The 13,841-nt window shown below is 69.9% G+C and carries 10 protein-coding genes and 1 tRNA gene; 10 read left to right on the forward strand and 1 reads right to left on the reverse strand.

The window, feature by feature from the left end; genetic code table 11:
• Positions 1-449 precede the first annotated feature (449 nt).
• The 10 genes from dnaN (at position 450) to ACF1G2_RS23170 (ending at position 12,377) form a co-directional block, all read left to right on the forward strand.
• The gene (dnaN, locus tag ACF1G2_RS23125) at positions 450-1,580 is read left to right on the forward strand and encodes a DNA polymerase III subunit beta (protein ID WP_383166701.1); all 1,131 of its coding nucleotides are present in this window, start codon (positions 450-452) and stop codon (positions 1,578-1,580) included.
• Between the two features lie 109 nt (positions 1,581-1,689).
• Positions 1,690-2,568, forward strand: coding sequence for a phosphogluconate dehydrogenase (NAD(+)-dependent, decarboxylating) (gnd, locus tag ACF1G2_RS23130; protein ID WP_383224318.1), 879 nt, complete (start codon positions 1,690-1,692; stop codon positions 2,566-2,568).
• A gap of 56 nt (positions 2,569-2,624) precedes the next feature.
• Positions 2,625-3,746 (forward strand): DNA replication/repair protein RecF, encoded by a 1,122-nt coding sequence (gene recF, locus ACF1G2_RS23135; RefSeq protein WP_391800055.1) that lies wholly within the window; start codon positions 2,625-2,627, stop codon positions 3,744-3,746.
• Between the two features lie 61 nt (positions 3,747-3,807).
• A complete protein-coding gene (locus ACF1G2_RS23140) occupies positions 3,808-4,359 on the forward strand; it encodes a DUF721 domain-containing protein (protein WP_391800056.1) in 552 nt (183 codons plus the stop codon).
• 496 nt (positions 4,360-4,855) lie between these two features.
• On the forward strand, positions 4,856-6,904 hold the full coding sequence (gyrB, locus tag ACF1G2_RS23145; RefSeq protein WP_391800057.1) for a DNA topoisomerase (ATP-hydrolyzing) subunit B: 2,049 nt from the start codon (positions 4,856-4,858) through the stop codon (positions 6,902-6,904).
• A 41-nt stretch (positions 6,905-6,945) separates the two neighbouring features.
• Complete coding sequence (gyrA, locus tag ACF1G2_RS23150; protein ID WP_391800058.1) at positions 6,946-9,552, forward strand: DNA gyrase subunit A; 2,607 nt, start codon at positions 6,946-6,948, stop codon at positions 9,550-9,552.
• A 3-nt stretch (positions 9,553-9,555) separates the two neighbouring features.
• Positions 9,556-10,221, forward strand: coding sequence for a DUF3566 domain-containing protein (locus ACF1G2_RS23155; RefSeq protein WP_391800059.1), 666 nt, complete (start codon positions 9,556-9,558; stop codon positions 10,219-10,221).
• Between the two features lie 96 nt (positions 10,222-10,317).
• Positions 10,318-10,391 (forward strand) — tRNA-Ile (locus ACF1G2_RS23160).
• A gap of 144 nt (positions 10,392-10,535) precedes the next feature.
• Entirely contained in the window at positions 10,536-10,670 is a 135-nt protein-coding gene (locus ACF1G2_RS23165; RefSeq protein WP_003958712.1) for a DLW-39 family protein, read from the forward strand.
• Positions 10,671-10,988: 318 nt separating this feature from the next.
• Positions 10,989-12,377 carry a hypothetical protein gene (locus tag ACF1G2_RS23170; protein WP_391800060.1) on the forward strand — a complete coding sequence of 463 codons (1,389 nt, stop codon included), beginning with the start codon at positions 10,989-10,991 and terminating at the stop codon, positions 12,375-12,377.
• Positions 12,378-12,477: 100 nt separating this feature from the next.
• On the opposite strand, the gene ACF1G2_RS23175 is transcribed toward ACF1G2_RS23170, so the two are convergent.
• A complete protein-coding gene (locus ACF1G2_RS23175) occupies positions 12,478-13,812 on the reverse strand; it encodes a protein kinase (RefSeq protein WP_391800061.1) in 1,335 nt (444 codons plus the stop codon).
• Positions 13,813-13,841: the final 29 nt, after the last annotated feature.

Raw genomic sequence — 13,841 nt, forward strand, 5'->3', positions numbered from 1 at the left:
CCACTGTTCGGCAACGAAACGCCCGGGGTCACCGCGTCGAGTGAAAGCGGTCACACCGAGAGGGACGGTTGGGCTGTGGGGAACGTGGGTAAAGCTGGGGACAGCGCTGGGGAGAAGTCCCCGTGGCCTGTGTACCGGGTGTGCAGAACTTTCGGGTGTCCACAGAGAACGCCTGTTGTCCACCGGTTCCACCCACAGGGTCAGTGGACAAAAAACCGGGGTTGACCTGCGCATACAGCGTTATCCACGGTTTCCACAGGCCCTACTACTACTCCCACCTAGAGTTAGCCCGGAATCCGCTTCGAAGTGGGACCTGTGCACAACTCGGCGCCGGAGCCTCCCCGGCCTCTTGTCGCGACTTGACCCCGAGCCGCACCGAGTGTCGGCGGCGTACGTCAGACTGGTTCCCGCAGTCGACGAAGAGCCAGCAACAGCAGGAGGCGGTTCCGGTGAAGATCCGGGTGGAGCGCGATGTACTCGCGGAGGCGGTGGCCTGGGTGGCCCGCAGCCTTCCGGCCCGTCCGCCGGCGCCCGTACTCGCGGGCCTTCTGCTGAAGGCCGAGGACGGCGCGCTGAGCTTCTCGAGCTTCGACTACGAGGTCTCGGCCCGTGTCTCCGTCGAGGCGGAGATCGAGGAGGACGGCACCGTCCTGGTCTCCGGCCGCCTGCTCGCCGACATCTGCCGCGCCCTCCCCAACCGTCCCGTGGAGATTTCCACAGACGGTGTACGGGCGACCGTGGTCTGCGGCTCCTCCCGCTTCACCCTCCACACCCTGCCTGTGGAGGAGTACCCGGCCCTGCCGGAGATGCCCACCGCGACCGGCACCGTGCCCGGCGAGGTCTTCGCCTCCGCCGCCGCACAGGTCGCCATCGCCGCCGGCCGTGACGACACGCTGCCGGTGCTCACCGGTGTGCGCATCGAGATCGAGGGCGACACGGTCACCCTGGCCTCCACCGACCGCTACCGCTTCGCGGTCCGCGAGTTCCTGTGGAAGCCCGAGGCCCCCGACGCCTCCGCGGTCGCCCTGGTGCCCGCCAAGACCCTTCTGGACACCGCCAAGGCGCTCACCAGCGGTGACACGGTCACCCTCGCGCTCTCGGGCTCCGGCAAGGGCGAGGGCCTGATCGGCTTCGAGGGCGCCGGCCGCCGCACCACCACCCGGCTGCTCGAAGGCGACCTGCCGAAGTACCGGACGCTCTTCCCCACCGAGTTCAACTCGATCGCGGTGATCGAGACCGCGCCGTTCGTCGAGGCCGTCAAGCGAGTGGCCCTGGTGGCCGAGCGCAACACCCCGGTCCGGCTCAGCTTCGAGCAGGGCGTGCTGATCCTGGAGGCCGGCTCCAGCGACGACGCACAGGCTGTGGAGCGTGTGGACGCGCAGCTGGACGGCGACGACATCTCGATCGCCTTCAACCCGACGTTCCTGCTGGACGGCCTGAGCGCGATCGACTCCCCGGTCGCCCAGCTCTCCTTCACGACGTCGACCAAGCCCGCGCTGCTGAGCGGCAAGCCGGCCGTCGACGCGGAGGCCGACGAGGCCTACAAGTACCTGATCATGCCGGTGCGTCTCAGCGGCTGAGTGTGCTCGGGTGGCCGTCGACTGAGCGGCTGACCCCACAGGTGTGCACAGGGGTCCGGGCGTAGGCTCGGACCCGGGTACACCGCACACGACGCTTAAGGAATCTCTGATGGAGCTCGGTCTCGTCGGTCTCGGCAAGATGGGCGGCAACATGCGTGAGCGCATCCGCCGCGCAGGCCACACCGTCATCGGATACGACCGCAATCCGGACCTCGCCGACGTCCACAGCCTGGAAGAGCTTGTGGGCAAGTTGAAGGGTCCGCGGGTCGTGTGGGTCATGGTCCCGGCCGGTGCCGCGACCCAGTCCACCGTCGACGAGCTGGCGAACCTGCTCTCCCCCGGCGACATCGTGGTGGACGGCGGGAACTCCCGCTGGACCGACGACGAGAAGCACGCCGAGGAGCTCGCCGCCAAGGGCATCGGCTTCGTCGACTGCGGTGTCTCCGGCGGCGTGTGGGGCCTGGAGAACGGCTACGCGCTGATGTACGGCGGGGACGCCGAGCACGTGGCGCGGGTCCAGCCGGTCTTCGACGCGCTCAAGCCCGAGGGCGAGTTCGGCTCCGTCCACGCCGGCAAGGTCGGCGCGGGCCACTTCGCGAAGATGGTCCACAACGGCATCGAGTACGCGATGATGCAGGCGTACGCCGAGGGCTGGGAGCTCCTGGAGAAGGTCGACTCCGTCACCGACGTCCGCGAGGTCTTCCGGTCCTGGCAGGAGGGCACGGTCATCCGTTCCTGGCTGCTCGACCTGGCGGTCAACGCGCTGGACGAGGACGAGCACCTCGACCAGCTCCGGGGTTACGCACAGGACTCCGGCGAGGGCCGCTGGACCGTGGAGGCCGCCATCGACAACGCGGTGCCGCTGCCGGCGATCACCGCGTCGCTGTTCGCGCGGTTCGCCTCGCGTCAGGACGACTCCCCGCAGATGAAGATGATCGCCGCGCTGCGCAACCAGTTCGGTGGCCACGCGGTCGAGTCCAAGAAGTAGTCCACAGGCTGTGTACCTCCCGGTGCACAGCAGCCGGGGGAAGGTCGGCGCACACCATGCACGTCACGCATCTGTCGCTGGCCGACTTTCGCTCCTACGCCCGGGTCGAGGTCCCGCTCGACCCGGGCGTCACCGCTTTCGTGGGCGCCAACGGCCAGGGCAAGACCAATCTGGTCGAGGCCGTCGGCTATCTCGCCACCCTCGGCAGCCATCGCGTCGCCTCGGACGCCCCACTCGTACGGATGGGGGCGGAGCGGGCGATCATCCGGGCCGCGGTCACCCAGGGCGAGCGCTCCCAGCTGGTCGAGCTCGAACTGAACCCGGGCCGTGCCAACCGTGCCCGTATCAACAGGTCCTCGCAGGTCAGACCCCGTGACGTGCTGGGGATCGTACGGACCGTGCTGTTCGCTCCGGAGGACCTGGCCCTGGTCAAGGGCGACCCCGGCGAGCGCCGGCGCTTTCTCGACGACCTGATCACGGCGCGCGCGCCGCGCATGGCGGGCGTGCGCTCCGACTACGAACGGGTCCTCAAGCAGCGCAACACGCTGCTGAAGTCGGCGGCCATGGCCCGGCGGCACGGAGGCCGCGGCATGGACCTCTCGACGCTCGATGTCTGGGACCAGCATCTGGCGAGGGCGGGCGCCGAGCTGCTTGCGCAGCGGCTGGATCTGATCGGCGTGCTGCAGCCGCTGGCCGACAAGGCCTACGAGCAGCTGGCCCCCGGCGGAGGACCGATCCTGCTGGAGTACCGGCCGTCCGCGCCGGGCCCCGGGCACACCCGGGAAGAGCTGTACGAGCAGCTGATCGCCGCGCTTGCGGAGGTGCGCAAGCAGGAGATCGAGCGGGGTGTGACGCTCGTCGGCCCGCACCGCGACGAGCTGGTGCTCAAGCTGGGCGACCTGCCGGCCAAGGGATACGCGAGCCACGGGGAGTCCTGGTCGTACGCGCTGGCGCTGCGGCTCGCCTCGTACGACCTGCTGCGGGCGGAGGGCAACGAGCCGGTGCTCGTCCTCGACGACGTGTTCGCCGAGCTGGACGCCCGGCGCCGGGAGCGGCTCGCGGAGCTGGTGGCGCCGGGCGAGCAGGTGCTGGTGACGGCGGCGGTGGACGACGACGTTCCGGGGGTGCTCGCCGGGGCGCGGTACGGGGTCGCGGACGGGGCGGTGGAGAGGCTGTGAGGCGCGTGCGGGCTGTGCGGCGCGTCAAGGCTGTGAGGCGCGTGAGGCTGTGAGCGAGAACATGAGTTCCGAGGCCGGCCAGGGCGGCCCCGCCCCCAGGACGCCCGAGCCCTCCGGCGTGGACCTCGCCCGGGTGGCGCTGCGCGCCGCCAAGGAACAGGCGAAGGCACGGGGCGCGGCGGCCCAGCAGAAGAAGCAGGCGCGGCGAGGCGGCGGGCTGCGCTCGGGCGCGCACGCCGACGGGCGGGACCCGATCGGCCTGGGCGCCGCGATCAACCGGCTCATCACCGAGCGCGGCTGGGAGACGCCCGCGGCGGTGGGCGGGGTCATGGGGCGCTGGCCGCAGATCGTGGGCGAGGACCTGGCGAAGCACTGCGTGCCGCTGAAGTACGACGAGGATCCCGAGGAGCGGGTGCTCACCGTGCAGTGCGACTCGACGGCGTGGGCGACGCAGCTGCGGCTGCTGGCGCCGCGGCTGGTGGCGCGGCTGAACGAGGACTTGGGACACGGGACGGTGCGGGTGATCAAGGTCCTGGGGCCGGGAGCGCCGCGCAAGGGGTACGGACCGCTGCGGGCGCCGGGGTCGGTGGGACCGGGGGATACGTACGGCTAGGGCGTCGGACAACGGGGCGTCGGCGCAGCGCGGCGCTGGGCAGCGCGGCGCTGGGCAGCGCGGCGCAGCGGGGTGCGGGGCCCTGCGGTGCCCGCCCCGCGAAAGGGTGCCGGTCCCGTGCGCACCAGCCCGCGGACTCCGTCTGCGCACCAGCCCCCCGACTCGGTCCGAGGGGGTCCGCCCAGCCCGGCGGAAGGCTTGTCCACAGCGGGTGAAGGTGGGCGCCGCACGTTTGTCCACAGCGGGATGCGCCCCCTGCGGAACGCTTGCCCACAACCGGTCACGTCCCGAAGCGCTGGGTGGCCGTCAGGGGCTTCTGGAGCCCCTCCCCGGATATGGGGAGTCGTCTCGCTCCCGCCCAGGGCGGCACATGCGGACTCAGGTACCGGCAAACCCCCATTCGTGTCAGCGCTACCGGTAGACTGGTAGACAATCCCGCCACCCCGCGGAACAAGTCGAACGACGCAGCCGCTCCCGTATGCCCGGAGAACGGCCTGTGCTGTGCCAGAAAGGGCGCTTCGTGGCCGATTCCGGCAACCCCAACGAGAACATTCCGTCCGCCAACGCTGCGTCGTACGACGCCAGCGCGATCACCGTCCTCGAGGGTCTGGACGCGGTCCGCAAGCGACCCGGCATGTACATCGGCTCGACCGGTGAGCGCGGTCTGCACCACATGGTGCAGGAGGTCGTGGACAACTCCGTCGACGAGGCCCTGGCCGGCCACGCGGACACCATCGACGTGACGATCCTGGCCGACGGCGGCGTGCGCGTCGTCGACAACGGCCGGGGTATCCCCGTCGGCATCGTCCCGTCCGAGGGCAAGCCGGCCGTCGAGGTCGTGCTGACGGTCCTCCACGCGGGCGGCAAGTTCGGCGGCGGCGGCTACGCGGTCTCCGGCGGTCTGCACGGCGTCGGCGTCTCCGTCGTCAACGCCCTCTCCACCAAGGTCTCGGTGGAGATCAAGACCGACGGTCACCGCTGGACGCAGGACTACAAGATGGGCGTCCCGACCGCGCCCCTCGCGCAGCACGAGGAGACCGACGAGACCGGCACCTCGGTCACGTTCTGGTCCGACCCGGACATCTTCGAGACGGTCGAGTACTCCTTCGAGACGCTCTCGCGCCGCTTCCAGGAGATGGCCTTCCTCAACAAGGGCCTCACCATCGCCCTCACCGACGAGCGCGAGTCCGCGAAGGCGACCGTCGGCGCCGACGACCCGGATGCCGAGGCGGCCGCCGAGCCCACCGCGCGCACGGTGAAGTACCACTACGAGGGCGGCATCGTCGACTTCGTGAAGTACCTCAACTCGCGCAAGGGCGAGCTGATCCACCCGACCGTCATCGACGTCGAGGCCGAGGACAAGGAGCGCACGCTCTCGGTCGAGATCGCCATGCAGTGGAACTCGCAGTACAGCGAGGGTGTGTACTCCTTCGCGAACACGATCCACACGCACGAGGGCGGTACGCACGAGGAGGGCTTCCGGGCCGCGCTGACCGGTCTGGTGAACCGCTACGCGCGGGACAAGAAGCTGCTGCGCGAGAAGGACGACAACCTCACGGGTGAGGACATCCGCGAGGGTCTGACGGCGATCATCTCGGTCAAGCTGGGCGAGCCGCAGTTCGAGGGCCAGACGAAGACGAAGCTGGGCAACACGGAGGCCAAGACCTTCGTCCAGAAGATCGTCCACGAGCACCTCAACGACTGGTTCGACCGCAATCCGGTCGAGGCCGCGGACATCATCCGCAAGTCGATCCAGGCGGCCACCGCGCGCGTGGCGGCCCGCAAGGCGCGCGACCTGACCCGCCGCAAGGGCCTGCTGGAGTCGGCGTCCCTCCCGGGCAAGCTGAGCGACTGCCAGTCGAACGACCCCACCAAGTGCGAGATCTTCATCGTCGAGGGTGACTCCGCCGGCGGCTCGGCCAAGTCCGGCCGCAACCCGATGTACCAGGCCATCCTGCCGATCCGCGGCAAGATCCTGAACGTCGAGAAGGCGCGGATCGACAAGATCCTGCAGAACACCGAGGTCCAGGCGCTGATCTCGGCCTTCGGCACCGGAGTCCACGAGGACTTCGACATCGAGAAGCTCCGCTATCACAAGATCATTCTGATGGCGGACGCCGACGTCGACGGTCAGCACATCAACACCCTGCTGCTGACCTTCCTCTTCCGCTTCATGCGTCCGCTGGTCGAGGCCGGGCACGTCTACCTCTCCCGTCCGCCGCTCTACAAGATCAAGTGGGGCCGGGACGACTTCGAGTACGCGTACTCGGACCGTGAGCGCGACGCGCTGGTCGAGCTGGGCAAGCGGAACGGCAAGCGGATCAAGGAAGACTCGATCCAGCGCTTCAAGGGTCTGGGCGAGATGAACGCCGAGGAGCTGCGTGTCACCACGATGGACGTGGATCACCGTGTCCTCGGCCAGGTGACGCTGGACGACGCGGCCCAGGCGGACGACCTGTTCTCGGTGCTGATGGGTGAGGACGTCGAGGCCCGGCGTTCGTTCATCCAGCGCAACGCCAAGGACGTTCGCTTCCTCGACATCTGAGTCGGTCTCAGCTGACCGTACGAAAGGACTGACGACCAGCAATGGCCGACGAGAACCCCCCTGTGACCACCGAAGAAGAAGAGCCGGTGCTGCGGATCGAGCCCGTCGGGCTCGAGACCGAGATGCAGCGCTCGTACCTCGACTACGCGATGTCCGTCATCGTGTCGCGTGCGCTGCCCGACGTCCGTGACGGCCTCAAGCCCGTCCACCGTCGTGTGCTGTACGCGATGTACGACGGCGGCTACCGGCCCGAGAAGGGCTTCTACAAGTGCGCCCGCGTCGTCGGCGACGTCATGGGTACGTACCACCCGCACGGCGACTCCTCCATCTACGACGCGCTCGTCCGCCTCGCCCAGCCCTGGTCGATGCGGATGCCGCTGGTGGACTCCAACGGCAACTTCGGTTCCCCGGGCAACGACCCGGCCGCAGCCATGCGGTACACCGAGTGCAAGATGATGCCGCTGTCGATGGAGATGCTCCGGGACATCGACGAGGAGACCGTCGACTTCCAGGACAACTACGACGGCCGTAACCAGGAGCCGACGGTCCTGCCGGCGCGGTTCCCGAACCTGCTGGTCAACGGCTCGGCCGGTATCGCGGTCGGTATGGCGACCAACATCCCGCCGCACAACCTGCGCGAGGTCGCGGCCGGTGCCCAGTGGGCGCTGGAGCACCCCGAGGCCACGCACGAGGAGCTGCTCGACGCGCTCATCGAGCGGATCAAGGGCCCGGACTTCCCGACCGGTGCGCTGGTCGTGGGCCGCAAGGGCATCGAGGAGGCGTACCGCACCGGTCGCGGCTCCATCACGATGCGCGCGGTCGTCGAGGTCGAGGAGATCCAGAACCGCCAGTGCCTGGTGGTCACGGAGCTTCCGTACCAGACCAACCCGGACAACCTCGCGCAGAAGATCGCCGACCTGGTGAAGGACGGCAAGATCGGCGGCATCGCCGACGTCCGCGACGAGACCTCGTCCCGTACCGGCCAGCGCCTCGTCATCGTGCTCAAGCGCGACGCCGTCGCCAAGGTCGTCCTCAACAACCTGTACAAGCACACCGATCTGCAGACGAACTTCGGCGCGAACATGCTGGCGCTCGTCGACGGCGTGCCGCGCACGCTCTCTCTGGACGCGTTCATCCGCCACTGGGTGACCCACCAGATCGAGGTCATCGTGCGCCGGACCCGCTTCCGGCTGCGCAAGGCCGAGGAGCGCGCCCACATCCTGCGCGGTCTGCTCAAGGCGCTGGACGCGATCGACGAGGTCATCGCGCTCATCCGGCGCAGCGACACGGTCGAGGTCGCGCGCGAGGGCCTGATGGGTCTGCTGCAGATCGACGAGATCCAGGCCAACGCCATCCTCGAGATGCAGCTGCGCCGGCTCGCCGCCCTGGAGCGCCAGAAGATCGTCGCCGAGCACGACGAGCTGCAGGCGAAGATCAACGAGTACAACGCGATCCTCGCCTCCGAGGAGCGTCAGCGGCAGATCGTCAGCGAGGAGCTGGCGCTGATCGTCGAGAAGTTCGGCGACGACCGCCGCTCCAAGCTGGTGCCCTTCGACGGTGACATGTCCATCGAGGACCTGATCGCCGAGGAGGACATCGTCGTCACCATCACGCGTGGCGGCTATGTGAAGCGGACGAAGACCGAGGACTACCGCTCGCAGAAGCGCGGTGGCAAGGGCGTGCGCGGGACGAAGCTGAAGCAGGACGACATCGTCGACCACTTCTTCGTCTCCACCACCCACCACTGGCTGCTGTTCTTCACCAACAAGGGCCGGGTCTACCGCGCGAAGGCGTACGAGCTTCCGGACGCTGGCCGGGACGCCCGCGGCCAGCACGTCGCCAACCTGCTGGCCTTCCAGCCGGACGAGCAGATCGCCGAGATCCTGGCGATCCGCGACTACGAGGCCGCGCCGTACCTGGTGCTCGCCACGAAGGCCGGTCTGGTGAAGAAGACCGCGCTGAAGGACTACGACTCGCCGCGTTCGGGCGGTGTCATCGCGATCAACCTCCGCGAGGCGGAGGACGGCAGCGACGACGAGCTGATCGGCGCCGAGCTGGTCTCGGCGGAGGACGATCTGCTGCTCATCAGCAGGAAGGCGCAGTCGATCCGGTTCACCGCGACGGACGACGCGCTGCGTCCCATGGGACGCGCCACGTCGGGTGTCAAGGGGATGAGTTTCCGCGAGGGCGACGAACTGCTCTCGATGAATGTCGTCCGGCCCGGTACGTTCGTCTTCACCGCCACCGACGGTGGGTACGCGAAGCGGACCAACGTCGACGAGTACCGCGTCCAGGGTCGCGGTGGCCTCGGTATCAAGGCCGCCAAGATCGTGGAGGACCGTGGTTCGCTCGTGGGCGCGCTGGTGGTCGAGGAGACGGATGAGATCCTCGCCATCACGCTGTCCGGCGGTGTGATTCGCACGCGAGTCAACGAAGTCAGGGAGACCGGCCGTGACACCATGGGCGTCCAGCTGATCAACCTGGGGAAGCGGGATGCCGTCGTGGGCATCGCGCGGAACGCCGAGGCGGGCAGCGAGGCCGAAGAGGTCGAAGCGGCCGGCGCCGAGATCGGCGAAGGCGTCGAGGCCGCGACCGCGGTCGAGGCAGCCGAGGGCACCGAGCCCTCGGCCGGGGAGCACGAGGAGTAGAGCGTGAGTGGAGCCACGGGCGCAGGTTCGGCGGCTGCCGGAGCTTCTGCTGGTGCCGGAGCGAACGGTGCCCGTGGCTCCGCCACGGACTCCCAGGGGGTTGCGGTGACGGACACCCGAGGGCAGGGGCCCTCGTACGAGACGTACAACGGGCCGCTGCCGGGCGATCGCGCCGGCGCGCAGCAGCAGAGCGGGCCGTACCACCCGCCGCAGGCGTACGGCGCTCAGGCGCCGGCCGCCGGCGGTCAGAACACCGGCGCGGTGCGCCGCCCGCGTACGGGGGCCCGCACCACGCCCCGTACGCGCAAGGCGCGGCTGCGGGTGGCCAAGGCCGATCCGTGGTCGGTGATGAAGGTGAGCTTCCTGCTCTCCATCGCGCTGGGCGTCTGCACGGTCGTGGCGGCCTCGGTGCTGTGGATGGTCATGGACGCCATGGGCGTCTTCTCGACCGTCGGCGGCACGATCAGCGAGGCGACGGGCTCGAACGAGTCCAACGGCTTCGATCTGCAGTCGTTCCTTTCCCTGCCGCGGGTGCTGATGTTCACCTCGGTGATCGCCGTGATCGACGTGGTCCTGATGACCGCGCTGGCGACGCTGGGCGCGTTCATCTACAACCTGTCGGCCGGTTTCGTGGGCGGTGTGGAGCTGACGCTGGCCGAGGACGAGTGAGGCGCGGGGGGCCTTCCGGAACCGATTTTGGGACTGGCCCCCACGTGCGCTAATCTTCAGGAGTCAGCGCGCGGGACACACACCGCAGAGCGCGGCGGGGCTATAGCTCAGTTGGTTAGAGCGCATCCCTGATAAGGATGAGGCCACAGGTTCAAATCCTGTTAGCCCCACAGACAGATCGGCCCGAACGGTTCACCCGTTCGGGCCGATTGCTTTTCGCACGACCGGCCCCGCCTAGGTCACCGATCGGTATCGGTCGGTGTGTAGAGTGGGCGTCAGAAGTCTCCTACGTCAACGAAAGACGAGGTCGCGCGGTGAAGAAGCTTCTCCTGGTCGCACTGGCCGCCATCGGCGGGCTCCTCGTGTACCGCCAGATCCAGGCGGATCGCGCCGAGCAGGATCTGTGGACGGAGGCGACCGACTCCGTGCCCGCAGGTTCGGGTGTCTGAGTCGCAGACAGTCTGAGGGCGAAGCCCCGGCCGCGTTCGCGCGGCCGGGGCTTCGTGCTGTTCCAGGGCCGCCCGCCCTCTTGAGTTCACGCCAGCAAATCATTACGTTGCTAGAGCAAAATGTGCGGCGCCCGTGGGGAAAGGCGGGCCAAGCGGGGCGAACCTCGGTACGCGCAGACAGCGGAGGGACGGGCGGGGCAGGATGGACCGTCACCGGGGCCAATCTCGCGGGCGGCGGGGCCGTCGTACTGATCGCGGGGGCGGTGTTCTCGTGAGGCGGGTACGGGGCGGGACAGCGACGGACACGAGGAGAGGCGCGTGAGGACGCAGCGCGTGGAGACGACGCGACGGGGGGCGAGGCGGACGGCCGGGACGCTCGTCGCGACGGCGGTGCTCACGGCGGCGGCGCTGCCGGGGACGGCGGGGGCCGCCGACGGGGGCTCGTACGGCTTCGACGGCGGGGCCACACCGATCAAGGGCGCGGCCACCAGCCTGGACGCCCGGCAGTTGAAGGCCGGCCAGAGCTACCGGGACAGCATCAAGAAGGACGGCCGGCTCTACTACCGGGTCGACCTCGACGCCAAGCAGAACGCGTATGTGTCGGTGGTCGCCGTGCCGAAGGCCGGCGGCAAGGCGGAGTACGGCGACGGCATCAAGGTCAGCCTCCAGGACGGCTCCGCGGCGCAGTGCGGCTACCAGGACTCCTCCTTCGAATCCGCCGCGTTCACCCGGCCCATCACCGCCTACGCCCACCGCACGATCGAGGCCGACAGCTCCACCTGCCAGCAGGCCGGTGCCTACTACGTGCTGGTCGAGCGGACCTCGAAGGCCGTCTCCACGCCCGACGACTGGGAGCTGGAGATCCGCTACGTCACCGAGCCCGGCGTGAAGCAGACCGGCCCCACGGAGCTGCCCGAGAACTGGCCCTCCGCCTCGCCCCCGCCGCCCGCCGGCGGCCCGCAGAAGCGGCAGGGCGGCGCGGGGTTCCACGACGCCGTCTCGCTGAAGCAGGGCGAGTGGCGCGCGGACATCAAGCCCGGGGAGACGCTGTTCTACCGGGTGCCCGTCGACTGGGGGCAGCAGATCTTCGCCACCGCCGAGCTGGGCAGCAGCGCCACCGGCGCCACCGAGTTCATCGGCAACGCGCTGGTGCTCTCGCTCGACAACCCGGCGCGCGGCCACGTCGACCAGGACACGGTCAGCTACGACGGCAAGCCGGCGACGCTGGCCCTCGACCCGCACCGGCCGGTCGCCTTCGAGAACCGCTGGTCCTCCAACAGCTACACCAACGCCCTGCGGTTCGCGGGCTGGTACTACCTGTCGGCGACGCTGAGTCCGGAGGTCGCCAAGGCCTACGGGGACAAGCCGGTGCCGCTGTCCCTGCGGGTGAGCGTCACCGGCACGGCGAAGGCGGGTCCCGCGTACGACGGGGACTCCGGGCCGTTCAAGGTGACCGCCGACGACAGGGAGGCGGCCGCCAGCGGCGCGAGCGGGCCGCAGGCGGAGAAGAGCGACAGCATGGCCCTGGTCGCGGCGGCAGGCATCGGCGCCGGAACGGTCCTCGTCGCCGGGCTCGGTGTGTGGACGCTCGCCGCGCGGCGCAGGGCCGCCCGGGACGCGGCGCGAGGCGGTCCGTTGGGCGGTGCGGACGGTCCGGGCGGTCCGCAGGGTGGTCCGCCGCAGTTCGGCCCGCCGACGGCCTGGTAGGGCCCTGCGGGTCTGGTAGGGGTCGTCACGTCCCCGTGACGGGCCTCAGCTCCGGGCCGGGGTTCAGGTCTGGGCCGCGCCTCAGGTCTGGGTCAGCGCCTCAGGTCTGGGTCAGCGCCCAGATGCCGACGGCGAAGCAGACCAGCGCGACGAAGAGCACCGGGATCGCCACCTTCGGGGGCGGTCCCGGCCGCTTTGCCGGGGCGGACGGTGTGACCTGGGCGGGAACCTGACCGGCCTGAGCGGTGTATTGACGAGTAGAAGGCTGGTGGAAGACCGCGGGCGTCGAGGCCTGGGCGAAGTCGGGCGCGGCGGCGGGATGGGGGGAGGCCGTGTGCGCGGATGCGGGGACCGGGGGCTGCGTGGGGGCGGCGACCGGCTGAGGAGGCGGCGGGGGCAGATGGAAGCTGCCCGTCTCGGAGGGGCTCGGCGGCTGTTGCGGGAGCTGTGCCGGCGGCTGCTGCCGGGCCTGGTCCTGCGGCTGTACGGGTACGTGTGCGGGGGCGGCCGGGCGAGGCTGGGGCTCGGGGGTGGCCTGGGCCTGCGGCTCGGGAGCCACGGGGCCGTTCGGGCCGAATCCGGCGGGCAGCGGGCCGATCTGGTCGAAGACCTCGACCGACTCCTCGTCCGGGCGGGGCTCGGGCAGCATCTCGACCGCCGAGGTCAGCGCCTTCCGTACGCCCGTGGCCGTCCTGAAGCGGGCCTGCGGATCGGGCTGGAGCAGGCCCGCGAGGACCTGCCACAGCGGCTCGGGGATCCCCTCCGGGGCTCCCGGCGTCCCGTGCGCGAGGAAGTACTCGATCAGGGCGCGGGAGTCCGGCTTCTGGCCCTGGAGCAGATAGAGCGCGACCAGGCCGACCGCGAAGAGGTCGGCAGGGAAGTCCGGCTCCGCGCCCAGCATCTGCTCGGGCGCGAAGTAACCGGGCGTCCCGACCACGTAGTTGGTCTCGGTGAGGCGGGGCTCGCCCTTGCGCATCGAGATGCCGAAATCGGAGAGCCGCAGATGCGGCCGCCCGGTTCCGGTGACGTCGAGCAGGATGTTCGCCGGCTTGATGTCGCGGTGCACGACCCCCTCCGCGTGCACCGCGGCCAATCCGGCGAGCAGCTGGTCCAGCAGCATGCAGACGAAGCGCGGCGGCAGCGGCCCGTAGTCGCCGATGACGTGCGCCAGAGACCCGCCGGCCACCAGATCCATGGTGAACAGCACCTTGTCGTCGTCGGCGGCCCAGCTGGCCGGCGCGAGGACATGGGGATGATCGATCCGGAGGGCCTGCTCCCGGACGAAGCGGAGCAGCGTGTGGGCATCGCTCTGCTGGAGCACCTTGGCCGCCACGTACCGACGGCGCCGGTGGTCCCAGGCGCGCCAGACGGCGCCGACCCCACCGCGTCCGATCGGGTCGATCAGCTCGTACCGACCAGCGAAGACCTCACCCATTGCGCTGCGCCCGCTCCCCGTTCCGGGTC

Source organism: Streptomyces sp. NPDC013457 (assembly GCF_043089925.1).
In the GTDB taxonomy this organism is placed as follows: Bacteria; Actinomycetota; Actinomycetes; order Streptomycetales; family Streptomycetaceae; genus Streptomyces.